Source organism: Aeromonas sp. S41-2 (genome assembly GCF_027705845.1).
GTDB lineage: Bacteria > Pseudomonadota > Gammaproteobacteria > Enterobacterales > Aeromonadaceae > Aeromonas > Aeromonas hydrophila.
The window spans coordinates 120,395-143,367 of the sequence record NZ_JAPDCG010000004.1 but is presented as its reverse complement, the minus strand read 5'-3'; the positions used below and the strand labels follow the sequence as shown (position 1 = coordinate 143,367).

The following is a 22,973-nucleotide window of genomic DNA, read 5'->3' as shown; positions in this document are numbered from 1 at the left end:
GGTGAGCCGCTGGCTGCCCTTCTCCTGCGTGGACGGCCCCGGCAACCGGCTGGTGCTGTTTCTGCAGGGCTGCAACTTCGCTTGCCCCGGCTGTCATAACCCGCACACCATCGGCCTCTGCGATCACTGCGGTGACTGCGTGCCCGGTTGTCCGAGCGGGGCGCTGACCCTGCACGAGGGACGGGTGAGCTGGCAGGCGGCGCACTGCACCGACTGCGATGCCTGTCTCGATGCCTGCCCCCGCAGCGCCAGCCCCAAGACCGCCACCATGACGGTGGCCGAGGTGCTGGCTCTGCTGCGCCGCTACGGCCCGCTGCTGACCGGCATTACCGTCTCCGGCGGTGAGGCCACCACCCAGTTGCCGTTCGTGATCGCGCTGTTCACGGCCATCAAGGGGGCGCCGGATCTGGCTCATCTCGACTGCCTGCTCGACAGCAACGGTTCGCTTGCCGAGGCTGGCTGGCAGCGGCTGCTGCCGGTGCTGGACGGCGCCATGATCGATCTCAAGGGGTGGCGCGACTCTGTGCATCACACGCTGACCGGCTATGGCCGCGAGCGGGTGCTGGCGTCGCTGCAACTGCTGGCGCAGGCGGGCAAGCTGGCGGAGGTACGCCTGCTGCAGGTGCCGGGGCAGAGCGATTATCTCGCCGCCGACGGCACGCTGGAGGGCGGGCTCGCCGCCTTCTTGTGCGCCCTCGGGCCCGTGCCCATCCGCCTCAACGGCTTTCGCCATCACGGCGTGCGCGGGGCGGCGCAGGGCTGGCCAGAGGCGGCGCGAGAGGAGCTGGAGCAGCTGGCCGCTGCGCTGGCGGTGGCCGGGCTCGGCCCGGTCAGCCTGCCGCCACTGCTCTGAGTAGCCGGATGCTAATCAACTGATCGCAAAGGGATTTGATACTACAAGGCAAGATTGGACGGCGAACCGAGCGGTTTGGCGTGGCTTTTTTGCTGCCTGAGTCTTGAGATGACGTAACTGTGATTGCTGTCTATTTGAGCTCTGCGAGGTGGCGGCTAGAATGGGTCAATCGCCCACTATCAACAGACGAACATGAGTGAATCCAACGCCTTATATCGAGTGCAGTTCATTTGTCACAACGAGCGTTACGAAGTCTATGTCAGGGAAGTGAGCCAGGGTCAGCTGTTCGGCTTCATCGAGATCGCCAACTTCGTGTGGGACAACCACACGGCGCTCATCGTCGACCCCAGCCACGAGAAGTTGAAGAGTGAATTTGCCGACGTCAATCGCACCATGATCCCCATGCACCACGTGCTGCGGGTCGATCAGGTGCGCAAGCAGGGGGCCGCCCGCATCACCGAACTGGGCAACAACGTTTCTCCCTTCCCCAGCCCCATCTACACCAAGAAACCCTGACACCCGCCATGCCCGGCCTGAGTGTGCCGGGCATGGTCGTCCTTATCCCAGCTCGCGGGCCAGTTGCAGGATGCGCTGGCGAAACCAGCGCCGGGCCGGCTCTTCTCCGGCCGGGCCGTACCACACCAGGCTGTGGGTGACGGCACCGTAATCGAAGGGCACCGGCCTGCTCACCAGAGCGTGGGGGGCCGCCTGCTCTGCCCAGCCACCGATGGCAGTGAGGATCAGATCGCTCTGGCGCAGCAGGGCCGCCGCACTGCCAAAATCCGGCAGGATGGCGGCGATCTGCCGGCGCACCTGCAACTGGGCCAGGCTCTGTTCGAAGAAGGGGTTGGCCAGCTCCTGATCGCGAATGGCGATATGGCGCCAGCTCAGGTAGGCATCGAGATCCCAGGATCGCGCCAGCGCCGGGTGATCCGCGCGCAGCAGGCAGACCAGCTTGTCCTCGCGCAGGGTCTCCCACACCAGCCCTTGCTGGCGGGGCAGGGGCTGGCTCTGATCGTGGGGCAGGATCACGAAGTCCAGCTTGCCTGCCGCCAGTGCCGCCAACCCCTGCTCATCCTTGTTGCGAATGTCGGGTACCAGGCCCGGCACCTCGCGCATCAGCTGCGCCAGGATGGGGCCCATGGGCCAGACCATGCCGCTCTCGCGCAGGGCAAATTTCAGCTGCCCCTGCCAGCTGGCGGGATCGAACCCGCCCTGGCCGGTGAGGCCGTTCAGCTCGCTCAGCAGCCGGTGCAGCGTAGGGCCGAGCCGCTCGGCGAACGGGGTCAGCAACAGCTGGTTGCCCTGGCGGTAGAGCAGCTGATCGCCGAGCAGATCCCGCAGCTGGTTGAGGGTCTTGCTGACGGTGGAGGGAGTGGTGCAGAGCCGCTCGGCGGTGCGGGTGACGCTCTGGCTGTCGAGCAGCAGGTGCAGGGTGACCAGATGGCGACCGCCGAGGCGGGAGAGGGCAATGAGATCCATAACGGTTCCACGAGCAAGCGGGACAAACAAAAAACCCCGCCTGAGCGGGGCTTGCGGGGATCAGCCCTTGAGCACGGCGGCCATGGCGTCGGCCACGTAGTCGACGTTGCGGCTGTTGAGGCCCGCCACGCACATGCGACCGGAGCGCACCAGGTAGACGGCGAACTCCTCCCGCAGTCTGTCCACCTGCTCCGGGGTGAAGCCGGTGTAGCTGAACATGCCGCGCTGGTTGATGAAGTAGCTGAAGTCACGGCCCGGCACCTTGGCACTCAGCACCTCGAACAGCTTCTCGCGCATCGCCTTGATGCGGGTGCGCATCTCGGTCACCTCACCGACCCACATGGCGTGCAGGCTGGCGTCGTTCATCACGGCCGCAGTGATCTGACCGCCGTGGGTGGGGGGGCTGGAGTAGTTGCGGCGCACGGTGGCCTTCATCTGGCCCAGCACGCGGCTCGCCTCTTCGGCATCCTGGCAGATGACCGACAGGCCGCCACAACGTTCGCCGTAGAAGGAGAGGTTCTTGGAGAAGGAGTTGCTGACGAAGAAGCTGACGCCGGCGGCCACCATGGCGCGAATGGCGTAGGCATCCTCTTCCAGCCCGTCGCCGAAGCCCTGATAGGCGATGTCCATGAAAGGAATGAGATTCTTCTCGACTACCAGCGCGATCACCTGGTCCCACTGGGCGCGAGAGAGATCCACCCCGGTCGGGTTGTGGCAGCAGGGGTGCAGCAGCACGATGCTTTTTGCCGGCAGGCTGCTCAGGCAGTCGATCATGGCGTCAAACTGCACGCCGCCGGTGGCCGCATCGTAGTAGGGGTAATCGTGCACCTTGATGCCGGCGCCCTCGAACATCGCTTTGTGGTTGTCCCAGGTGGGATTGCTGACCCACACCTCGGAGGTCGGGAAGTAGCGCTTGAGCAGATCGGCGCCGATCTTCAGGGCGCCCGAGCCACCGATGGTCTGGATGGTGGCGATGCGACCCGCCTTGACCGCTTCGTGGTCGGCACCGAACAGCAGGTGCTGCACTGCGGTGCGGTAGTTGGCGGCGCCTTCCATCGGCTGGTAGGGGCGGGGGGCCGGGGCGGCGGCGCGCTGGGCTTCGGCCTGCTGTACCGAGGCCAGCAGCGGAATGCGGCCCTGCTCGTCGTAATAGAGGCCGATCCCCAGGTTCACCTTCTGCTCGCGGGTGTCTTTGTGGAAGGTCTCGACCAGGGTCAGGATGGGGTCGCCAGCATAGGCATCGACGTGTTCAAACATGGGGGGTCCTTGCGAAATGGAATCCAGGGTATGGCGATCAATGATCGGCGGTCATCATGGCGTAAAGCCGGCGAGGGCTCAAGTCTGAAAGGGGCGGGGGCCGTGGGGCCGACGCCGCCCAGCCGTCAACGGGATGAGGCGGGGCTACGCATGGCTCCATCTACCGGCCCTACTTCAGATAGGATCGCAATACCCGCACCACCTGATCCAGATCCTCCAGCCGCTCGGCCGGGGTCGCCTCTTCGGCGCCGAGATGCTCGCGCATGTGGCCCTCCAGCACCTCCAGCATCAGGCCGTTGACGGCGCCGCGAATGGCGGCGATCTGCTGCAAGATGGCGGCGCAGTCGCTCTCCTGCTCCAGCGCGCTCTCCAGTGCCCCTGCCTGTCCCTTGATGCGGCGCACCCGCGCCAGCAGCTTCTTCTTGCCGTGAATGGTGTGTGACATGCAGGATCCTCTCGATCAATAAAACTATACTGGGGTATAGTATATTGCATTGTCGTCCTCAGGAGAAATCCATGTCATCCCTCGCCTCATCCCACTGCCACCAACCCGTCGTCCACGAAGGGAATCCGCTGGCCGAACAGAAGACCCGCTGGGCCGTGCTGCTGACCGTCATCATGATGGTGGCGGAGATCGGCGGCGGCTGGTTCTACAACTCCATGGCGCTGCTGGCCGACGGCTGGCACATGAGCTCCCACGCGCTGGCGCTCGGCCTGTCGGTGCTGGCCTACCGCGCCGCCCGCCACTTCGCCCGCGACCACAGATTCAGCTTCGGCACCTGGAAGATCGAGGTGCTGGGGGGCTTTACCAGCGCCCTCTTGCTGGTGGGGGTGGCCGGCATGATGCTGTTCGAGTCGGTGTTCCGGCTGCTGGATCCCAGCCCGATCCACTACCAGCAGGCCATCGCCATCGCCATCGTCGGCCTGCTGGTGAACCTGGCTTGCGCCTGGCTGCTCAAGGATGATCACGCTCATCACCATGGACACGGTCACGACCACCATCATGATCATCACGACCACGATCACTCACACGATCATCACGGTCATCAGGATCTCAACCTGCGCGCCGCCTACATCCACGTGCTGGCGGATGCGGCCACCTCGGTGCTGGCCATTCTGGCGCTGGTGGGGGGCATGCTGTGGGGGGCCGACTGGCTGGATCCCCTGATGGGCATAGTGGGGGCCGGGCTGGTGGCGGTGTGGGCCTGGGGCCTGCTGCGCGACTCCGGCCGGGTGCTGCTGGATGCCGAGATGGACGCGCCGCTGGTGGCGGAGATCCGCGAGGTGATCGCCGAGTTGCCGGACGCCGAAGTGCGCGATCTGCACGTCTGGCGGGTGGGCCAGCAGCAGTATGCCTGCGTGCTCTCCCTGCTGATGGCGGCGCCGGTTTCCGCCAGCGAGATCCGCGCCCGGCTCGCCATCCACGAGGAGCTGGTGCACGTCACCATAGAGGTGAGCGCTTCCTGATCCTGGCCGGTTGGCCGCCCGCAACAGCAGGAAGGGGCCAAGGCCCCTTCCTGTTTTTTTGGCTCAGTGTGGCTGGCCCTGCACATCCTCCGGTTTGTGCTGCCAGATGGCGCCGAGCAGCAGCTTGAGCAGCAGCTCTGGCGGGTTGTCCAGCAGCCGGCCCGACTCCAGCAGCAGGTGGCCGTCGGCCCGAAAGCCGAGGCTGGCGTGGATTGTTCCCTCCTCGCCGCACACCTGGATCAGCCCGCTCAAACTGCCGCGCTCCCCCGGCTGGCAGCGCAGCCGCAGCTCCCGTGGCTCTCCCAGCAGGGTAAAGGCTCGGGCGAGGGGCGGGGTATCCTCATAATCCGGCCAGTTGAAGAAGTGGTACTGCTCGGCGAGCGTCCCCGCCTGCTGACAAAATTGGTCAAACAGCTGGGCAATCTCTTGATACTCCTGGTCCAGCCGCCTGGCCTGCTCCTCAATCCGCTTCATCTGTCGTGGCTCCCTCTCTCTTGCCGTATCCACTTATCCATTTGATCGGAAATCAATTTTTCCAGACATCATGGCTCTGCCCGCAGGTATGTGCCGAATCGGGCGGCAGGTCTGTGAGCCCGATCCGATTTTCGTTATGAAAACGTTATCTTGTTGAAAGCGGTTAACTTTTTTGCCCCCCTGCTCACATTTGAAACGATTTCTGCTGATTAATATGGCACCGCTCGGCAATGACCGGGTACTCGGATATCGAGACTAACTACAGCGGGAATTATAAAAAAATGGATATGAAAAAGACCAAAGTGGCGCTGGTAACAGCCTCACTGCTCGCGCTTTTGTCCGGCTGCAATGACAACAGCTCCTCCCCCTCCACCCCTGAACCCACGGACGGCCCCGTCGCCCGTCTGCCCAATGTGCAACCCCCTGCCGAGCAACTGGTGGCCGGGCCCGATCAGGCGGTGATCGCCCTGGTGGATACCCAGACCAGTGCGGCCCGCGGGGTCACAGGCCCCTTCGCCAACTACAGCCTGCACCTGTGGAACAACGACGCCTGCAGCGCCACCGCCGAGAGCGGCCTCAACGCGGGCTGGGACGACAAGGTCAACACCCCGGCCGCGGCCGACGGCTTCGGCCCGAGCTGGGTGGTGCCCCTTAGCAAGCTGGAAGGCTGCATCAACTTCATCGCCCGCAACGGCGATCTGGCCAACCTGACCGGCAGCGACATGAAGGTGGTCTTCAGCGATCACCCGGACCGCACCGTGGCCATCGTCGCCGGCAAGAACGAGATCTTCGGGAGCCGCGCCGAGGCCTTCACCGCCGCCTTCGGCGTGGCGGGCGCCAGTGCCCACTTGATCGACGGCAACACCCTGATCTGGCAAGGGGGCAAGGACAAGCCCCATGTGCGCCTCTATTACACCGAGTCCGGCACCATCAAGGCCAACGCCGAAGGGGTGTTCGACTTCCCCTACATCACCCTTGCTCCGACCAGCCTGACCGCCGAGCAGCAGGCCAAGTATCCGCATCTGAAAGATGCCGCCGCCTTCGCCCTGCCGGCTGGCAAGGACCTCAAGCCGCTGCTCAAGGGTGAGCTGGTGGCCATCGGCACCGACGCCGACGGCATTCTGCAGGGGGCGACCCTGGTGCAGAGCGCCGGCGCTCTCGATGCCATCTACAGCGAAGCGGCCACCAAGCTGACTTATGGCGCCGTGGTCGAGGGGGGCAATGTCACCTTCCGGCTGTGGGCGCCGACCGCCAAGTCGGTCAAGCTGGCGCTGTTCGACGGGCAGCACAAGCCGCTCGGCGAGCGCACCATGACCCTGGACGAGGCCAGCGGCAGCTGGAGCGTGCAGGGTGGCAGCGAGCTGGTGGGCAAGTTCTACCGCTACGACATCCAGGTCTATCACCCGGTCAGCCGCAAGCTGGAATCCTATCAGGTGACCGATCCTTACTCCCTGAGCCTGGCGATGAACTCCGAGTTCAGCCAGGTGGTGGATCTCAACGATCCGGCCCTCAAGCCGGAAGGGTGGGACAGCCTCAAGGCGCCCCACAGCCAGCAGAACCCCGCCGACATCACCATCTATGAGGCCCATGTCCGCGATCTGACCGGCAACGACGACTCCACCCCGGCCGAGCACCGCGGCAAGTTCCTCGGCCTGACCGATACCGACACGGCGCCGGTCAAGCACCTGCAGGCGCTGGCCAAGAGCGGCGTCAGCCACCTGCACCTGCTGCCGGTGTTCGACATCGCCACCGTCAACGAGGATCCGGCCAAGGTCGCCAACATCAGCGACGACTTCGGCAAGCTGTGCCAGGTCAACCCCGAGGTGCAGAACTCCAAGTTCGCCGGCTACTGCAGCAGCGGCCAGACCATCGAGGCCGTGCTTGGCGATCTGCAAGGGAGCGACAGCAAGGAGAACCCGCAGGTGCAGGAGCTCTACGGCTATCTGCGTGGCGTCGACTCCTTCAACTGGGGTTATGACCCCTACCACTACACCACCCCGGAAGGCTCCTACGCCACCAACGCAGAGGGCAGCCAGCGCATCCTGGAGTTCCGCGAAATGGTCAAGGCCATCAAGCAGAACATCGGCATGAACGTGGTGATGGACGTGGTCTACAACCACACCAACGAGGCGGGCCTGGGGCCCAAGTCGGTGCTCGACAAGATAGTGCCCTGGTACTATCAGCGCCTCAATCCGGAGACCGGCTCGGTGGAGAACTCCACCTGCTGCTCCAACACGGCGCCAGAACACGCCATGTTCGCCAAGCTGATGGATGACTCCCTGGTCACCTGGGCGCGCGACTACAAGATCGACGCCTTCCGCTTCGACCTGATGGGCCATCACCCGAAAGATCAGATGGTGCAGGCGCTGGCCGCGGTGAAGCAGGTCAACCCCGAGATGTACTTCTACGGCGAGGGCTGGAACTTCGGCGAGGTGCAGGATGACAAGCGCTTCGTGCAGGCGACCCAGAAACACCTGGCCGGCACCGGCATCGGCTCCTTCTCCGACCGGCTGCGGGATGCGGTGCGCGGCGGCAGTCCGTTCGACGGCGGCGACACCATTCGCAAGACTCAGGGCTTCGGCAACGGTGCTCTGGTGGATGCCAACGAGATGGATGGCGTCGATCGCGCCACTGCCCTGCATCAAGCCGATCTGGTGCGCCTCGGCATGGCCGGCAACCTCAAGGACTTCATCCTGACCGACAAGGACGGGATGCCGAAGAAGGGCTCCGACATCGACTACAACGGTCAACCGGCGGGCTATGCCCAGGATCCGACCGAAATCCAGAACTACGTCGACAAGCACGACAACCAGACCCTGTTCGACAACCTGATCTACAAGGCGCCGCAAGGGGCCGATCTGGTGCGGATGCAGGGGGTATCGCTCGCCACCACCATGCTGGGGCAGGGTATTCCCTTCACCCATGCCGGTGTCGAGCTGCTGCGCTCCAAGTCCATGGAGCGGGACAGCTACGACTCGGGTGACTGGTACAACCGGGTCGACTATACCCTGGCCGACAACAACTTCGACAAGGGGCTGCCGCGCAAGGACAAGGATGGCGACAACTATCCGCTGATCGAGAAAGTACTCGGCAAGCACGTCAAGCCGAGCGGTGCCGACATGGCGACCATGGTGGGCTTCTATCAGGAGCTGGCCGAGCTGCGTCAATCCTCCCGTCTGCTGCGTCTGGGCAGCGGCGCCGAGGTGATCAAGCGGGTCGACTTCCGCAATACCGGCCCGGATCAGGAGCCCGGCCTCATCGTGATGACGGTGGATGACGGCATCAATGCGGGGGCGGATCTGGATCCGGCCATCGACGGTCTGGTGGTGATGATCAACGCCACCAATGCTCCCCAGAGCATCAGCGACTTCCGTGACGGCAACGATCAGCCCATCGACCTGACCAGCCTGCAGCTGAGCCCGGCCCACCGCGGCGGCGAGAGCATCGCCCGTGATGCGGCCGTCAATGGCGGTACCCTGACCCTGGGTGCCTGGTCGGCGGCGGTGTTCGTCAAGCCGCAGAGCGGTGCCCAGGGCACTGGCTTGCCGGTCGGCAAGAAGATTGATCTGAGCACGGTACCGCCGTTCGGTGACACCGCCGTCTATCTGAAGGGGTTCCTCAATGAGTGGGGCAACATCAACCAGATGACCTTCAGCAGCAACTTCATGTACGAGTTCACCACCGAGGTGAGCAGCGACAAGCTGGGCACCACCAACGTCAAGATCGCGGATGCCAGCTGGGGTCCCCTCAACTACGGCAGCTGCAATGCGGGTGACAAGCTGGTGGTCGGCACTCCGTTGACCCTTTGCAAGGGTGGCGATACCGGCAACATCGGGCTCGATCTGGCCAAGGCGGGCAGCTACAAGTTCGTGTTTACCGCCATGAACAAGGACAAGCCCACCTTGAGCGTCAGCTTCACCGAGCCGGTGCAGAGCTGCAAGGTGCTGGACACGGTGGCGGGCAATCCGCTCGGCTACAACCTGTTCGTCAAGGGCGAGCTCTCCGGCTGGGCCGCTCAGCCCCAGTATCAGTTGAGCTACAAGGGGATGGACGGAGATCTGGCCATCTATCAGGCGGCCTTCAACTACACCGGCAGCACCGAGTTCAAGGTGGCCAACGAGGACTGGAGCAAGGAGTACCTGCTCAACGGTGGCGGCGCGGTGACGGCGGAGACGGGTTATGCCATCGGCTTCTCCCAGCCGGGCAGCGCCAACAACAGCATCACCTTGCCGCAGGGGCTGTGGAGCGTGCTGGTGAAGGTTGACCCGGCCGGCACCAAGGCCGGTACCGCTGTGATCCAGGAGTGCAGCGCCAAGTAGTCATTCCCATCGAGCCCGGGGCTGGCTCGGCACCCCAGGGTTGAATTCCACCTCGCCAAGGGTGGGATAACTCCGAGAGAGTAAGCAAAGCGCGACTGCCGACCGGCAGCCGCGCTTTTTCTTTGCTGTGGGCGAGGCAATAAAAAAGCCGCCCCGTTGGGGCGGCTGTAAGTTGTGCCGTTAACGGCCGGCTTAGCGCTTGCGCAGCAGGCGCAGGGCGTTGGCGGTGACCAGCGCGGTGGCGCCGGTGTCGGCCAGCACCGCAATCCACAGGCCGGTGATGCCGAGCAGGCTGGTGACCAGGAAGATGGCCTTGAGCCCCAGCGCCAGCGCTATGTTCTGGTGGATGTTGGCCAGTGCCGCACGGGAGAGCCGGATCATGGCGGCGACCCCGCCGAGCTGGTTGTGGGTCAGCGCCGCATCGGCGGTCTCCAGCGCCACGTCGGTGCCGCCCCCCATGGCGATGCCGATGCTGGCCCGCTTCATGGCCGGGGCGTCGTTGATGCCGTCGCCGATCATCGCGACCTTTTGCGTCAGGCCGAGCTTGGCGATTTCATCGACCTTGCCCTCCGGCAGCAGGCTGGCGCGCCAACCCATGCCGAGCTCGCCGGCGATGGCCTCGGCGGCGCGGGGGTTGTCGCCGGTCAGCATGATGCTCTGCAGGCCGAGCTGGTTGAGCTCTTGCAGCGCCGCCGCCGCTTCCGGCCGGATCTGGTCGCGCAGGGCCAGCAGGGCGGCCGGGGCGGCGTCAGGCTGACCGAGCACCACGACTGTCTTGCCTTGCTGCTCCAGGGTGGCGACCCGGGCCTGCATCGCGGCATCCAGGGTGGCGACCCGGCTCGGCGCCAGCAGCTGCCAGAGGGTACCGTCGATGCGACCTTCCACGCCCATGCCGGGCAGGGCGCGCAGCGCCTGGGCCGCGGCGAGGCTGAGGCCCCGTTCGCTGGCCGCCGTCACCACGGCGCGGGCCAGCGGGTGGTGGGAGCCCTGCTCGATGGCCGCCGCCAGCGCCAGCAGTTCGGCCTCAGGCTGGCCATTGAGGCTCACCAGTTCGGTCAGCTGCGGCTTGCCCAAAGTCAGGGTGCCGGTTTTGTCAAAGGCCACGGTATCGATATGGGCGAGGCGCTCCAGCGCGGCGCCTCCCTTGATGAGGGCCCCCTGCCGGGTGGCTGCCGCCAGCGCCGAGGTGACCGCCGCCGGGGTGGAGATGACCAGGGCGCAGGGGCAACCGATCAGCAGCAGCGCCAGCCCGCGATAGACCCACTCGTCCCAGCTCTGGCCGAAGGCAAGCGGCGGTACCAGCACCACCAGCAGGGCAACCAGCATCATGGCCGGGGTATACCAGCGGCTGAAGCGGTCGATGAAGCGCTCGATGGGGGCGCGCTGGGTCTCGGCCTCTTCGATGAGATGCAGGATGCGGTCGATGGCGTTGTTGCCGGGCTCGGACACCACCTCGAGGCGCAGCACCCGATCCGCCGCCAGGCTGCCGGCGGGCACCTTGTCACCCTGACGGCGCTCCACCGGGATGGATTCGCCGGTCAGGGCGCTCTCGTCAAAGGCGCCGAGGGTGTCGAGCAGGCGGGCATCAGCGGCCAGGCGGGCGCCCGGGGCGATTTCGATGATGTCACCGGGGCGCAGCTGGTCGGCCGCCACCTCTTCCCGCACCTCGCCCTCGGCAGTGGTACGGATGCGCAGCGCCTTGTCGGGCACCAGCGCCATCAGGGCGGTGACCCCGGCGCGGGCGCGGCCGGCGGCGTAGGCCTCCAGATGTTCACCCAGCATGAACAGCAGCAGCACCATGGCCGCTTCGGCGGTTTCGCCGAGGAACAGGGCGCCTACGGCGGCGACCGTCATCAGGGTCTCGATGGCGAAGGGGGAGCCGCTCTTGGTCAGTGCCCACGCCTTGCGGGAGATGGGCCACAGGCCCCAGAGGGTGGCCAGGGTAAACAGCGGTTGACCGATCTGGCTCGGCAGCAGGGCCGCCACCAGCATCAGACCGGCCAGCGACAGCGGCTGCCAATACTTGGCGAGCAGGGTCTGCAGCGGGTTGCGCTCGCGGCCGGGCTCCTGCTTGCCGCTGCGCTCGCCCTTGAGCTGGAAGCCGGCGGCCAGCACGGCGGCGGTGACGGGATCGGGGGAGAGGCCGGGGGCCAGATCCACCACCAGCTTCTCGGTGGCAAACAGCACGCGGGCCTGTTGCACGCCGTTCACCCGGCTGACGGCGGTCTCTATCTTGCGGGCGCAGCTGGGGCAGTCCATCCCCAGCACCTGCCAGCTGTGGCGGCGGCTGTTCTGCTCGGGGGCGTCCAGCGGAGGTTCTGCCGCGACGGCATGCTCATGGTGGTCGTGCTCCCCGTCATGGGCATGCTGGGCATGGGCGGGCGGCGGAGTGGCGCAGCAACCCCCTCTGGGGGGCTCTTCCCCCTCGGGAGCGTCGCTGGCGGCATGATCCTGATGATCATGGGGGGCCTGACTCGCGCAGCAGCTGGCTGGTGCGGCCTGGTCGCAGCAGTGGCTGTCGTGCTGGTGCTCGGCCTGGGGCGCAGCGGTCTTGCTGACGGCCTTGATGGGGGCGGCGGCGTGTTGATGGCTGCAGCAGGATTTGCTCATGATGAGTCCCTCTTGGATGGATCCCGCCGGTGCGAGATCTTCGATAACTGAGCCGAGTGTAAACCTTGGTGTTAAGTCCAAGGTCAAGCCCCTTTCTCCCGCTCCTCGCAACAGGCTGCCGGCAGAGGTGATATCCCTGTGGTTGGCGGGTGTTTGTCCCCGCCCGGCGGGCCTATACTGGAGGGCCTGATCCTCCCTCGATAGTCAAGGACATAACATGAGCAATTCCGTTACCCTGCAAGGCAATCCCGTCTCCGTCGCCGGTCACTTCCCGGTTGCCGGCGAGCAGGCCAAGCCGTTCTCCCTGGTGGCCAAGGATCTCTCCGATCTGACCCTGGCGAGCTTCGCCGGTCAGCGCAAGATCCTGAACATCTTCCCGAGCGTCGATACCCCGACCTGTGCCACTTCCGTGCGCAAGTTCAACGAGCAGGCCAGCGCGCTGAACAACGCCGTGGTGCTGTGCATCTCCGCCGACCTGCCGTTCGCCCAGTCCCGCTTCTGCGGCGCCGAAGGGCTGGACAAGGTAGTGACTCTCTCCACCCTGCGTGGTGCCGCCTTCCTACAGGACTACGGCGTGGCCTTCTCCTCCGGCCCGCTGGTGGGTCTGGCTGCCCGTGCCATCGTGGTGCTGGATGAAGAGAACAAGGTGCTGCACAGCGAGCTGGTGGCCGAAGTCGCCGACGAGCCGAACTACGCCGCCGCCCTGGCCGTACTGTAAGCAGGCAGGCTGACAACAATCCCGCCGGGGCATGGCCCCGGCGGGATTTTTTTATGGAACAGTCAGGGGGCTTTGGTCGCGTCTTTGGCGGGTAGTGGCTCCGGGTGGGGTTGCCACTCGACATAGGGGCGGTGCAGCCTTGAGTAGATCTCTGCCAGCTTGCCGGAGGCGGCGAGCCTCTCGATCGCCTCGCCGAGGAAGCGATCCACCTCGTCGCCGGTAGGCCCCTTGGCGATGATGAAGACATCCTCGAAATCCCCCAGGTGTTCCCGGTGAATGTTGGTCAGTTTGAGCTGGCGCAGCATCAGGTCGGCCTCCTCCTGGGCCCAGATGAAGGCGTCGATGCGCCCGCGCGACAGCTTGCGCAGGGACTGCTCTATGCTCATCGACCGTTGCAGCGGAATGGGCAGAAAGCCGGGGGTCGCCTCGATCAGCAGATCCCGTTTGGTGGGCACTATGCCGTAGGCCATGTCGGGGGTGATGAGGTGGTCGGTATTGCTGTAGAGCACGTGGGTGACCTTGCCGAAGCTGCGAGTGCTGAAGCGATAGGGCAGCAGGTCGGCATCCTGCAGATTGCGGATGGCGGGCAGGCTGAAATCGGCGGTGCCGGCGATCACCCCGGCCATGGCCCGGGCGAGGGGATAGATGGTGATCCGGATGCTCACCTCGGGGTAGAGATCATCGATGGCGCGCACCAGATCGACGAAGGGGCCGGTCTTGTCGGCGTTGATGAGCCCCGGCAACTCGCCGAGGTGGGCGTTGAGGATCCGTACCGGTTTGGCGGCGGGAGCGGCAGCCGTGTCGGCGCGGGAGAGGCTGAGGCTGGTCAGTCCCGTCAGGCAAAGCAGCAGCAACAGCAGCAGAGAGGGATGTCTGGTCATGGTCTGGTCACGTCCCCGGGGGAGGTTCCCTGAAGTGTAGTCAGGCCCGCTTTGCTCATGGCGGGCCGGGCGCGGGCCGCTAGCCGCGATGGATGGGATTTTACTTATGGTCGGCCGCTCACTAGACTTCGCCCCCACCTCCCTCTTCTGTCGATAGCTGCGTAGCCCCATGACTTTTGATGAACTTGCCCTCGTCCCCGCTCTGCTGGCGACCCTGCCCGCCGACCTCAAGCGCCCGACCCGGGTGCAGCAACTGGCTATTCCCGCCGCGCTGGCAGGACGGGATCTGCTGGCGCTGGCCCGCACTGGCAGCGGCAAGACCCTGGCGTTCGGCCTGCCGCTGCTGCAGCGCCTCGATCCGGCCAGCGATCGGGTGCAGGGGCTGGTGCTGGTGCCGACCCGCGAGCTGGCAGTGCAGGTGAGCGAGGCGTTGCAGGGGCCGGCCGCCGGGCTGGGTCTGCGGCTGGTGACTCTGTGCGGCGGGGTGGCGCAAGAGCTGCAACAGGCCGAACTGGCGTTGGGGCCGCAACTGCTGGTGGCGACCCCGGGGCGGCTGCGGGATCTGCTGGCCCAGCAACTGCTGGGACTGAGCCAGCTGCGCCATCTGGTGCTGGACGAGGCGGATCGGCTGCTGGAGATGGGCTTCTGGCCCGACATCCAGTGGCTGCTGAATGCCATGCCGGTCGCGCGTCAGACCCTGCTGTTCTCGGCCACCCTGCCGGCCGAGCTGGATGCGCTGGCGACCGGTCTGCTGACCGAGCCGGTGCGGGTGGAGGCGGATCCCCGCAACAGCGTGGCCGACGACATCGAGGAGCGCCTCTATCTGGTCAACAAGAGCAGCAAGGTGCCGGTGCTCATCAGCCTGCTCAAGGCCCACGAGTGGCCGCAGGTGCTGGTCTTCATCAGCGCGCGGGACGACGCCGACGGGGTGGCCCGCAAGCTGGCCAAGGCGGGCATCGCGGTGGCGGCCCTGCACGGCGAGAAGGAGCAGGCGGTGCGCGAGCAGGCGCTCGGTGACTTCAAGGCGGGCAAGGTACGGGTGCTGGTGGCCACCGATCTGATGGCGCGCGGCATTCACGTGGAGGCGCTGCCGCTGGTGATCAACCTGGATCTGCCCGCCAGCGCCCCCGTCTACGTGCACCGCATCGGCCGCACTGCCCGGGCCGGACGCAGCGGGCTCGCCATCTCGCTCACCTGCCATGGCGAGGCCGACACCCTGGCGGCGATCCGCACCCTCACCGGCCGCGAGCTGCCGCTGGCGGAGCTCGCCGGCTTCCCGGTCACCGATCAGCCAGCCAGCGGGGAGGGCAAGCGCGCCCCCCGTGACAAGCAGGCCAACCGTCGCACCCAGGCCAAACGCAGCGCCAAACAGTTCAAGAGCAAGGGCTAGGGCAAGCCTGACCCAAGATGGACTGCCCGCTTGGGCAGTACCAAAGGACGCCCGTTTCACTATGCTCCATGGGTTCAACCACGGAGGGATAGGCAATGGCGAGTCTGGTGATGGGGCCCCTGCTGGGGCTCGAGGCGGAGACGCAATACAGCATCTGTTTTTTGGCGGGGCCTGACTGCAAGGGCGCCGGGGTCAGGATCAACGGCAGCCTGCTGGCCGCCGGCAAGCAGGCGGATACCCCCAGGGGCGGCTTCTGGCGGGTCAACTGGACGGCAACCCCGGCCGAGGCGGGTTCGAGCGTGGAGTACCAGATCCTGCTGGACGGGGAGCCCGCCCGGGATCTGGCCGGTGAGGATCGCTGGCAGTTTCATCTGCCTGGGTTGGCGGAGCGGGTGCGTATCGGGTACGCCTCCTGCAACGGTTTTTCCGACTTCAAGCTGCTCACCTCCACCCCGCAGCCCTATGTAATGTGGGACAAGCTGGCCACCGAGCACGCCACGCACCCCTTCTCGCTGCTGCTGATGGGGGGCGATCAGGTCTATGCCGACTCCCTCTGGACCACGGTGCCCAGCCTCAAGGCCTGGAACGAGCTGGACATGGCGGAGAAGGTCAAACGCAAGGCGACCCGCACCATGGAGGAGCAGCTCGATCGCTTCTACTGCGATCTCTACTGCAAACAGTGGGGGCGGCCCGAGGTGGCGCGCCTGCTGGCCCGGATCCCGAGCGCCATGATGTGGGATGACCACGACATCTTCGATGGCTGGGGCAGCTATCCCGAGTCGCCAGACAATCTGCAGGGCTGCGACGTCTATAAGGCCATCTATGCCGCCGCGTCCCGCTATTTCCGGCTGTTCCAGCTGCGCTCCGTTGCCAACGTCTCCCTGCTGGACCCGGTCAAGCTGGGCCACCACTCCTGGCGGCTCAGTTTTCGGGGTTACCAGATCCTGGCGCTGGACAACCGGGCCAATCGGACCCGCGCCCAGGTGATGAGTCCGTCCCAGTGGGATCAGATCAACGACGCGCTGGCCGCCTGCGACGCGGGCCACCTGCTGGTGCTGGCGGGGGTGCCCGTGGTCTATCGTGACTTCTCCTTCACCGAGGCGGCGCTGGATGCTACCCCCTGGGAGGAGGAGCTGACCGACGATCTCAAGGATCACTGGCGGGCCAAGGATCATCAGGGGGAGCGGGCCCGGCTCATCATGCGGCTGCTGGACAATGCCAGGGTCCGGCGCCAGCAGGATGCTGGCTGCAAGACCCTGATCCTCTCTGGCGACGTGCACGTGGGCTGCCTCGGGGTGATCCAGGACAAGCGGGACGGGGTGATCAACGTGCACCAGCTGGTCTCCTCCGGTATCGTCCACCCCTGTCCTACCCAGTTCCAGTGGATGGGGATCCTCGCCATGACCAACGACGATGCCGAATACCTCGACGAGAACCGGCTGATCCGCGCTGAGCTTATCAAGCCGTTCGGCGCCCCCGTCTACCTGCGTACCCGCAACTTCGCCACCCTGCTGATGGGCACCGACAACAAGCTGTGGGCCAACTGGCATTGCGAGAACGGACTGGCGGCCAGTTACCCGCTGGCCTGATGGCGGGAAAATGCGAAGGGCCCTGACGGGCCCTTTTTCTTGTCGGGGTCAGATCCCCCGAGCCGTAGTTTGTTCAGGGCTGCTCCGGCGTCTGGGCGAAGAAGTCGCGCCGAAACTGGCCGAGTACCTCCTCCCTGTGCTGTTGCCAGCTTGCCTCGTCCATGTTGCCCCGGCTGGCCGCCAGCTGCTGCTCCAGCTCGGTCAGCTGCTGCTGGTAGTGGCTGCGCTGCGCCAGCTGCTGCTGTCGGCTGGCGGCAAACTGCACGGTCGCTTCGGCCTGTCCGGCCGGCAGGAAGTGGCGAGCCAAGGTCGCCAGCTCCTCGTCCCCCCACAGCTGGCGCGCCTGCTGCAAGCGGGCGGCCGGGTTGAACAGCTCCGCCGCCAGATCCGGATGATCCGCCGCCCACTCATCCTGCAAGCGGGTGAGGGCGGCCAGCCGCTCGGCCAGCGGCAGCTGCTCGTGCTCCTGCGCCAGCTGCTCGAGTGCCAGGGCGTAGCGCCCCTGCAGCCGGAACAGGCTCTCCCCCTCGCTCAGCCATTGGGCCTCTATCGCCTCCAGATTGGCCAGCCGCTCGGCCAGCGGCTGCTCGCTGTCGCTCACCTCGCTGGCGAGCTGCCGGTTCATTTCGTCCGGCAGCTCGCGCCAGCTGGCAGGTGCAGGTGCTGGGCCATCTGGCACGGCGGTGGCGGCAACCGGGCCGGTAGCGGGGGCCTGTGCCGGTAGTGTCTGCGGCGACGCTGCGGCGGCAGGGTGAGCGAGCTGGCCGGTGTGTGCCGGCTGCGTTGGCGCCTCTTGCCAGCTTAGGTTGAGCAGCAACAAGGCCAGCACCGCCAGTGCCAGCAAGCCGTAGCGGCGCTTCATCGGCTGATCTCCCCCTTGACCGGGAAGTGATCGGAGAGGTTGCTGGCGGGCCAGAGGCTGCCATCGCTGCTGCGCGGGATCCAGACGCTGTTGAGGTTGTGGCGCACGGCGCCGTATTCCCGGCTCACCACCAGATAGTCCAGGTACTCCACGTTGGCACCGCCGGAGAGCGGACCGCCGGCATAGGGGTTGAGCCTGGGATCGAAGGTGGCCTCGGTGTAGCCGCCATAACGGGGCTCGTCGGCGTTGAGATTGGCCAGCATGCCGGCGTAGTCGTCGGCAAACTTGCGCTTGTTGACGTTGAAGTCGCCGCCGTAGATGACGGTGTCGCTGGCGGGGATCTTCAGACTGGCGGCCAGGGTGCGGATCTGGCCGAACTGGATCTGGCGCAGCCGGCGCGCCTCGTCGGTGTCGAAGCTGGCGGTGTGGGTGGCGAACAGGTGCCAGGCCTTGCCCCCCTTGATCACCTCCGCATACATCACCCCCTTGTCGGCGAAGCAGTCGGTGCCGGTGCACTGGGGATAGACCAGCTGGGCCTCGCGCACGATTGGGTAGCGGCTGACGATCACCACGCCGCCGTCGTGGATGTTGACCCCCGGCTTGTCGAGCACCCTGGTCTGGTACGGGTACTCCTTGGCCAGTGCCTGCAGGAAGCCCTCGCGGCGGCCATCGAACACCTCCTGCAACAGCAGGGCGTCATAACCCTTGAGGTACTCGGGCAGCAGCGCCAGTCGCTCGCCGATGCTGGAGGCGATCACCGGCAGCGCCCAGACGTTGTAGCTGGCCACCTTCAACCTGGCTTCGTCAGCTTCGGGCTGCTCCCGCTTTTGTGGCGGAGTCAGCATATAGTGCAGATCGTCGTAGCGGCCGGTGAACTTGGCGGCAAAGGCCAGCTCCTGCGGCCCGCTCAGGCGGTGGATGGTGCGATCGCTCTGCCAGCCTGAGTTGTCTGCCGGCGTCTCGCCGCCGTGTTGCAGGGTGCTGTTCCACCAGGTGCCCTCCATCTTCTGGTTGAGGCGATAGGTGTCACCGCCGGGAGTGGTGACCCGGGTTTCGAACAGATAGCTCTTACCCGCCTTCACCCCCTCGTAGCGATTGAAGCTGAGCACCATGGCGCTCTCCCAGGGGCCCAGCTCGGTTCTGTGCTGAAGCCACTGGCTGCCGGCCTGCAGCTGGCCGGAGCCGCTCTGGCGGATCTCCAGCTGAACCGGATCCGGGCTGTTGTTGGTGAGGTAGACATCGGTGTCGGCCAGCGCCTGCAGCGGAAACTGGCTGGCCAGCAGCAGGGCGGCATAACTGAGGGGTTTGTGCATCATGAAGTCCTTTTGGTCGAGGCACGCTGGAAAGTGACTGTTATGGCGGGCACAGAGGTCATTTCATTTACATTTTTGTTACAAATAAATGAAAGGCCCCATATGGGGAGGTGTTAACCCATGGGGTTGGCAGCTGCCGACAGGGACGGGGGGAGATCAGGCGAACGAGGTGAAGCGGGCGTGCCGGGCGGCACGCCCCTGCAAGGCGGTCAGTGCTGGAACTGGTTGATCAGGCGGGAGAGGGCATGCAGCCGCTCCACCAGCAGGGTGATGCCGTCAAGGGCCTGGCGGCTGTTGTCGGCGGTGTGGCTGGCCAGCTGGTGGATCTGGTGGATGCCCTTGTCTAGGGTGCTGGTGACATCCGCCTGCTGGCTGACGGCCTGGGCAATCTCGTCGCTGGTATGGGTGACCCGGGCCAGCATGCGGTTGATCTGGTTGAGCACCTCGGCGGTGGTCCCCACGTGCTGCTGGCAGCGGTCCGAGGTCTGGGCGCCCTGGCTCATGCCGTCGGCCAGCTGACGGGTCGTCTGCTGCAGCGCCTGGATCATCTCGTTGATCTCGCCGGTGGAGCTGCGGGTCTTCTGGGCCAGCGCCCGGATCTCGTCGGCCACCACCGCAAAACCGCGCCCCTGCTCGCCGGCCCGCGCCGCCTCGATGGCCGCATTGAGAGAGAGCAGGTTGGTCTGATCGGCGATCTGGCTGATCACCTCCAGGATCCCGCTGATCTTCTGGCTGTCGCCGGTCAGCCTGGCCAGCACGGCGTGGTTGGCATCGAGCTCGTGATGGAGCTGATCGACCGAGGACTGGGTGGTGGCGAGCGCCCGCAACCCCTCGGCGGAGACCTGCTGCACCTCGCCCACCAGTTCGCTGGCCTGATGGGCGTTGCTCGCCACATCGCGAATGGAGTGGCTGAGCTCGGTGATGGCGGCGGCCAGCTGCTCGCTCTGGGCCCGTTGCTGCTGCAGGTGGATGTCGATGGTCTGGATATTGCCTCTGTCATCCTCGGCGGCCTGCAGGATCTGCTGGTTGGTGTCGGCGCTGCGCCCCACCACCGCCTTGAGCTCGGCCCGCTTCATGCGAAGCGCCAGCTCCAGGGCTGCCAGGGTATCCCGCCGCCTGGTGTAGAGCACCTGGCAAAGCGGGGTGCCCATCTCTTCGCCGGCAGTGCGGGCCAGCCGGTTGAGCCGCTGCTGCAGGCGCCAGCCGTGCAGCATCTGGGCCAGCATGGCCAGTGCGCCTGGCGCTCCCCACAGCGGATTGCCGCTGATGATGGCCATCAGGAGGGTGAGCAGGGCACCGCCCGACAGCAGCAGGGTGAGCAGGCCAGGTTCGAGGGCGAGCCGGCTCAACCAGGGCAGCGCCTTGCCGGCCCGGATACGGGCGTAGAGCTGCTCCGCCCAGGCGATGTCGTGCTCGCTCGGGCGGGTGCGCACCGACTGGTACTCGATGATCTGCCGCTGTTCGTTGAGGATGGGGGTGACATAGGCGTTGACCCAGTAGAACTTGCCGCTCTTGGCGCGGTTTTTCACCAGCCCCATCCAGCTTTTGCCCTGACGCAGTCGCTGCCACATGTCGGCAAAGGCGGCCTTGGGCATGTCGGGGTGGCGTACCAGATTGTGGGGTACCCCCTCCATTTCGGCGGGGTGATAACCGGCCACATCACAGAAGTGCTGGTTGGCGTAGGTGATGTGGCTGGCGGGGTCGGTCGTCGAGATCAGTGACAGGTGGTCGGGGAAACGTATCTCCCCCTCCCGTTGGGTTGTGGTCATGAGTGCATCCTGATTGAGCCAAGTAACTGATAGATTTGTTTTTATTTTTTGTGATTGTTACCGGCCCATTCTAGGGGGCAGCAAGCGCGCTATCTTGGCTTGGGTCAATTAATCGCCACTCTCGCTTAGCTAAATAGTGCAAATGAAAGGTGCATCTGCGCAGACGGATGGCAAAGGAGTGGGCGGCGTGCGCCAAGGGGGAGCAGAGGTTGCAGGCGCCCCGCAGGGGGCGCCCGGGATCAGCGGCTGGCCAGCGGGTAGGTAAAGAGGGTCAGGTGGGCGAAGTTGAACAGGAAGTGGATCGCGATGGCGACGCTGAGGCGCCCGCTCAGCAGGAAGGCCAGGCCATAGCAGGCCCCCGCCAGCGCGGCGAACAGCACCAGCAGCGGGCCGCCGGCCAGGTGGGCGGCGCCGAACAGCAGACTGGCCACCAGCACCCCAAGCCAGCGCCGGCTGTGTGCGGCGATCCCCTGCTGCAGGAAGCCGCGAAACAGCGCCTCTTCCGCCACGCAGGTGAACAGCAGGTTATTGAGGGCAAACAGCCACCACCAGCCGGGCAGGCCCACCTCGGGCCTGAGGGCCCCCAGCTGCCAGGCGGCGATCAGCAGGGCCGCCAGCGGCACCAGCAGCAGTGCCAGTCTGCGCCACTGAATGGCGCCGCCCGGGCCCAGCAGGGCGGGCCAGGCCAGCAGCAGGCCGAAGAAGACCAGCGGCTTGTCCAGGTTGAGGTACATGTTGAACGGCACGCTGGCGGGGCCGGCCTGCACCTGGTCCAGCACCTTCAGGTTGGTGAAGCCGGGGATGAGGTGCAGCATCAGCGCCACCGCCCACAGCAGCACGGCGCCCAGGGCGACGGCGCGCCAGGGCTGGGGCAGGGAGGGGGTGCGCCAGGCCAGCAGCAGGCCCGCCGCGCTGGCCAGCAGGGCGATGGGGCTCAGGTGGCCGAGGCCGAGGGCCGCCAGCAGGGCGATGGCCAGCATGATGAAGCCGGGCAGCCGTTGCCGGGCCAGACAGAGCAAGACGGCCAGCGCCAGTGCTCCCCAGATGAGTGAATCAGGTAGAGGTAACATTGAGTCTCCAAGGCCGATGAAAGTCCCGCACCTTAACAATGGGGCATCCCATGAGACAAGGCTTAATAAGCTGGTCGGATCCCGTGCTCGGGTGGTTGCCAGGGAGCGAGGCCATAAAAAACCGGAGCTGGGCTCCGGTTTTGGCAAGGGTGACAAGGCGTCTCAGCGGCCGGATTCGGCGATCACCCGGGCAATGATGTCGGCACGCTTGCTGGCTTCCAGCTCGCCCAGGGCGATGAGGCCGGCCTTGAAGATGACGTTCTTCGGCAGGCTGACGTCGTCCAGGGTAGCGATGGCTTCGACGTGCATACCGTTCAGACGGCTGGCATCGCGAGGGCTCAGGTTGACCTGGGTGTTCAGCACCTGCTTGCCTTTCTTCTTGGCAGGGGCGGCTTTTTTCGGTTGTTCCTGCTCGTCTTCCGGCAGCTCGTCATCAAAATCGTAAATAGACATAGTCAATCCTGTTGGTTAGGCAATGGGGCATGGTTGCCCGATGTCGTTTTTCAGAGGGGTCGATCAGCCCATATCCTCGTTGCGGATAAAGGCGCGCCAGGAGCCGAGCACCTGGGCAAAATCTTCCAGCCCGCACATGGCCAGCTGTTCATCATCGTAGTAGGCGAGATCGTCGAGATCCTCATCCTGCTCGATATTGAGGACGTTGGCTTTCACCTCGGCTTCCTCGTGGGTCAGCAGCAGGGAGTAGTCGCCGCCCAGCAGCCGGTATTCGACGCGAGTGCGGCTGGAGAGCTGATCGATGATGGCGAACAGCTCGTCGAGTTTATCCTCGTCCTTGCCCACTTCGTCGATCAGCCACTGGCCGATGGCCTCATGGCCCATGGAGAACCGGGCGCGATAACCGCCGAACGGATCGCGGCGAAATTCATAATCCATAGTTCAGTCCATAGCGGAAGGGTGAGTC

The 22,973-nt window shown here is 65.6% G+C and carries 19 protein-coding genes; 7 read left to right on the top strand and 12 right to left on the bottom strand.

Going from position 1 to position 22,973, the window contains the following annotated elements:
- The first annotated feature begins 1 nt into the window (after nucleotide 1).
- Both OKC44_RS11365 and OKC44_RS11360 read left to right on the top strand, forming a co-directional pair.
- Complete coding sequence (locus tag OKC44_RS11365) at nucleotides 2–853, top strand: YjjW family glycine radical enzyme activase (protein WP_270813204.1); 852 nt, start codon at nucleotides 2–4, stop codon at nucleotides 851–853.
- Nucleotides 854–1,045: 192 nt separating this feature from the next.
- Nucleotides 1,046–1,369: a DUF1820 family protein gene (locus OKC44_RS11360; RefSeq protein WP_011704589.1), complete on the top strand. Its 324-nt coding sequence runs from the start codon at nucleotides 1,046–1,048 to the stop codon at nucleotides 1,367–1,369.
- Between the two features lie 42 nt (nucleotides 1,370–1,411).
- On the opposite strand, the gene OKC44_RS11355 is transcribed toward OKC44_RS11360, so the two are convergent.
- From OKC44_RS11355 to OKC44_RS11345, 3 genes are all read right to left on the bottom strand, one after another.
- Complete coding sequence (locus OKC44_RS11355) at nucleotides 1,412–2,335, bottom strand: LysR family transcriptional regulator (RefSeq protein WP_017408990.1); 924 nt, start codon at nucleotides 2,333–2,335, stop codon at nucleotides 1,412–1,414.
- A gap of 60 nt (nucleotides 2,336–2,395) precedes the next feature.
- Nucleotides 2,396–3,592 (bottom strand): amino acid aminotransferase, encoded by a 1,197-nt coding sequence (locus OKC44_RS11350; RefSeq protein WP_011704591.1) that lies wholly within the window; start codon nucleotides 3,590–3,592, stop codon nucleotides 2,396–2,398.
- A gap of 169 nt (nucleotides 3,593–3,761) precedes the next feature.
- Nucleotides 3,762–4,037 (bottom strand): metal/formaldehyde-sensitive transcriptional repressor, encoded by a 276-nt coding sequence (locus OKC44_RS11345; RefSeq protein WP_005308614.1) that lies wholly within the window; start codon nucleotides 4,035–4,037, stop codon nucleotides 3,762–3,764.
- 71 nt (nucleotides 4,038–4,108) lie between these two features.
- Here OKC44_RS11345 and dmeF point away from each other — a divergent pair, with 71 nt between their 5' ends.
- Nucleotides 4,109–5,059: a CDF family Co(II)/Ni(II) efflux transporter DmeF gene (gene dmeF, locus OKC44_RS11340; protein ID WP_270812896.1), complete on the top strand. Its 951-nt coding sequence runs from the start codon at nucleotides 4,109–4,111 to the stop codon at nucleotides 5,057–5,059.
- A gap of 63 nt (nucleotides 5,060–5,122) precedes the next feature.
- On the opposite strand, the gene OKC44_RS11335 is transcribed toward dmeF, so the two are convergent.
- Complete coding sequence (locus OKC44_RS11335) at nucleotides 5,123–5,533, bottom strand: hypothetical protein (RefSeq protein WP_011704593.1); 411 nt, start codon at nucleotides 5,531–5,533, stop codon at nucleotides 5,123–5,125.
- A 281-nt stretch (nucleotides 5,534–5,814) separates the two neighbouring features.
- Between OKC44_RS11335 and pulA the strand changes: the two genes are divergently transcribed.
- A complete protein-coding gene (gene pulA / locus OKC44_RS11330) occupies nucleotides 5,815–9,852 on the top strand; it encodes a pullulanase-type alpha-1,6-glucosidase (protein WP_270812894.1) in 4,038 nt (1,345 codons plus the stop codon).
- A 192-nt stretch (nucleotides 9,853–10,044) separates the two neighbouring features.
- Here pulA and OKC44_RS11325 read toward each other — a convergent pair whose 3' ends face one another.
- The gene (locus OKC44_RS11325) at nucleotides 10,045–12,462 is read right to left on the bottom strand and encodes a zinc/cadmium/mercury/lead-transporting ATPase (RefSeq protein WP_270812892.1); all 2,418 of its coding nucleotides are present in this window, start codon (nucleotides 12,460–12,462) and stop codon (nucleotides 10,045–10,047) included.
- 217 nt (nucleotides 12,463–12,679) lie between these two features.
- Between OKC44_RS11325 and tpx the strand changes: the two genes are divergently transcribed.
- Nucleotides 12,680–13,180, top strand: coding sequence for a thiol peroxidase (gene tpx / locus OKC44_RS11320; RefSeq protein ID WP_016349389.1), 501 nt, complete (start codon nucleotides 12,680–12,682; stop codon nucleotides 13,178–13,180).
- 62 nt (nucleotides 13,181–13,242) lie between these two features.
- Here tpx and OKC44_RS11315 read toward each other — a convergent pair whose 3' ends face one another.
- Nucleotides 13,243–14,061 carry a transporter substrate-binding domain-containing protein gene (locus tag OKC44_RS11315; protein WP_011704597.1) on the bottom strand — a complete coding sequence of 273 codons (819 nt, stop codon included), beginning with the start codon at nucleotides 14,059–14,061 and terminating at the stop codon, nucleotides 13,243–13,245.
- Between the two features lie 169 nt (nucleotides 14,062–14,230).
- Here OKC44_RS11315 and OKC44_RS11310 point away from each other — a divergent pair, with 169 nt between their 5' ends.
- Both OKC44_RS11310 and OKC44_RS11305 read left to right on the top strand, forming a co-directional pair.
- Nucleotides 14,231–15,451, top strand: a complete 1,221-nt coding sequence (locus OKC44_RS11310; RefSeq protein WP_270812888.1) for a DEAD/DEAH box helicase — start codon at nucleotides 14,231–14,233, stop codon at nucleotides 15,449–15,451.
- Nucleotides 15,452–15,546: 95 nt separating this feature from the next.
- Nucleotides 15,547–17,040 carry an alkaline phosphatase D family protein gene (locus tag OKC44_RS11305; protein ID WP_270812886.1) on the top strand — a complete coding sequence of 498 codons (1,494 nt, stop codon included), beginning with the start codon at nucleotides 15,547–15,549 and terminating at the stop codon, nucleotides 17,038–17,040.
- A gap of 73 nt (nucleotides 17,041–17,113) precedes the next feature.
- On the opposite strand, the gene OKC44_RS11300 is transcribed toward OKC44_RS11305, so the two are convergent.
- The 6 genes from OKC44_RS11300 to OKC44_RS11275 all read right to left on the bottom strand — a co-directional run bounded on the left by OKC44_RS11300 (nucleotide 17,114) and on the right by OKC44_RS11275 (nucleotide 22,945).
- Nucleotides 17,114–17,902: a hypothetical protein gene (locus OKC44_RS11300; protein WP_270812884.1), complete on the bottom strand. Its 789-nt coding sequence runs from the start codon at nucleotides 17,900–17,902 to the stop codon at nucleotides 17,114–17,116.
- The gene (locus OKC44_RS11295; RefSeq protein ID WP_270813202.1) at nucleotides 17,899–19,215 is read right to left on the bottom strand and encodes a sphingomyelin phosphodiesterase; all 1,317 of its coding nucleotides are present in this window, start codon (nucleotides 19,213–19,215) and stop codon (nucleotides 17,899–17,901) included. Before OKC44_RS11295 ends, OKC44_RS11300 begins: the two co-directional genes overlap by 4 nt.
- Nucleotides 19,216–19,424: 209 nt before the next feature.
- Complete coding sequence (locus OKC44_RS11290) at nucleotides 19,425–20,984, bottom strand: methyl-accepting chemotaxis protein (protein ID WP_270812882.1); 1,560 nt, start codon at nucleotides 20,982–20,984, stop codon at nucleotides 19,425–19,427.
- Between the two features lie 239 nt (nucleotides 20,985–21,223).
- Nucleotides 21,224–22,054, bottom strand: coding sequence for a CPBP family intramembrane glutamic endopeptidase (locus OKC44_RS11285; RefSeq protein WP_270812880.1), 831 nt, complete (start codon nucleotides 22,052–22,054; stop codon nucleotides 21,224–21,226).
- A 162-nt stretch (nucleotides 22,055–22,216) separates the two neighbouring features.
- Entirely contained in the window at nucleotides 22,217–22,507 is a 291-nt protein-coding gene (locus OKC44_RS11280; RefSeq protein ID WP_011704604.1) for a hypothetical protein, read from the bottom strand.
- Between the two features lie 63 nt (nucleotides 22,508–22,570).
- Complete coding sequence (locus OKC44_RS11275; protein ID WP_029304568.1) at nucleotides 22,571–22,945, bottom strand: YacL family protein; 375 nt, start codon at nucleotides 22,943–22,945, stop codon at nucleotides 22,571–22,573.
- Nucleotides 22,946–22,973: the final 28 nt, after the last annotated feature.

Excerpts from the sequence above, each read along its gene's own strand:
- OKC44_RS11360 (WP_011704589.1), top strand. The coding sequence starts at position 1,046 with ATGAGTGAATCCAACGCCTTATATCGAGTGCAGTTCATTTGTCACAAC.
- OKC44_RS11355 (WP_017408990.1), bottom strand. The coding sequence starts at position 2,335 with ATGGATCTCATTGCCCTCTCCCGCCTCGGCGGTCGCCATCTGGTCACC.
- OKC44_RS11350 (WP_011704591.1), bottom strand. The coding sequence starts at position 3,592 with ATGTTTGAACACGTCGATGCCTATGCTGGCGACCCCATCCTGACCCTG.
- OKC44_RS11345 (WP_005308614.1), bottom strand. The coding sequence starts at position 4,037 with ATGTCACACACCATTCACGGCAAGAAGAAGCTGCTGGCGCGGGTGCGC.
- dmeF (WP_270812896.1), top strand. The coding sequence starts at position 4,109 with ATGTCATCCCTCGCCTCATCCCACTGCCACCAACCCGTCGTCCACGAA.
- OKC44_RS11335 (WP_011704593.1), bottom strand. The coding sequence starts at position 5,533 with ATGAAGCGGATTGAGGAGCAGGCCAGGCGGCTGGACCAGGAGTATCAA.
- pulA (WP_270812894.1), top strand. The coding sequence starts at position 5,815 with ATGGATATGAAAAAGACCAAAGTGGCGCTGGTAACAGCCTCACTGCTC.
- OKC44_RS11325 (WP_270812892.1), bottom strand. The coding sequence starts at position 12,462 with ATGAGCAAATCCTGCTGCAGCCATCAACACGCCGCCGCCCCCATCAAG.
- tpx (WP_016349389.1), top strand. The coding sequence starts at position 12,680 with ATGAGCAATTCCGTTACCCTGCAAGGCAATCCCGTCTCCGTCGCCGGT.
- OKC44_RS11315 (WP_011704597.1), bottom strand. The coding sequence starts at position 14,061 with ATGACCAGACATCCCTCTCTGCTGCTGTTGCTGCTGCTTTGCCTGACG.
- OKC44_RS11310 (WP_270812888.1), top strand. The coding sequence starts at position 14,231 with ATGACTTTTGATGAACTTGCCCTCGTCCCCGCTCTGCTGGCGACCCTG.
- OKC44_RS11305 (WP_270812886.1), top strand. The coding sequence starts at position 15,547 with ATGGCGAGTCTGGTGATGGGGCCCCTGCTGGGGCTCGAGGCGGAGACG.
- OKC44_RS11300 (WP_270812884.1), bottom strand. The coding sequence starts at position 17,902 with ATGAAGCGCCGCTACGGCTTGCTGGCACTGGCGGTGCTGGCCTTGTTG.
- OKC44_RS11295 (WP_270813202.1), bottom strand. The coding sequence starts at position 19,215 with ATGCACAAACCCCTCAGTTATGCCGCCCTGCTGCTGGCCAGCCAGTTT.
- OKC44_RS11290 (WP_270812882.1), bottom strand. The coding sequence starts at position 20,984 with ATGACCACAACCCAACGGGAGGGGGAGATACGTTTCCCCGACCACCTG.
- OKC44_RS11285 (WP_270812880.1), bottom strand. The coding sequence starts at position 22,054 with ATGTTACCTCTACCTGATTCACTCATCTGGGGAGCACTGGCGCTGGCC.
- OKC44_RS11280 (WP_011704604.1), bottom strand. The coding sequence starts at position 22,507 with ATGTCTATTTACGATTTTGATGACGAGCTGCCGGAAGACGAGCAGGAA.
- OKC44_RS11275 (WP_029304568.1), bottom strand. The coding sequence starts at position 22,945 with ATGGATTATGAATTTCGCCGCGATCCGTTCGGCGGTTATCGCGCCCGG.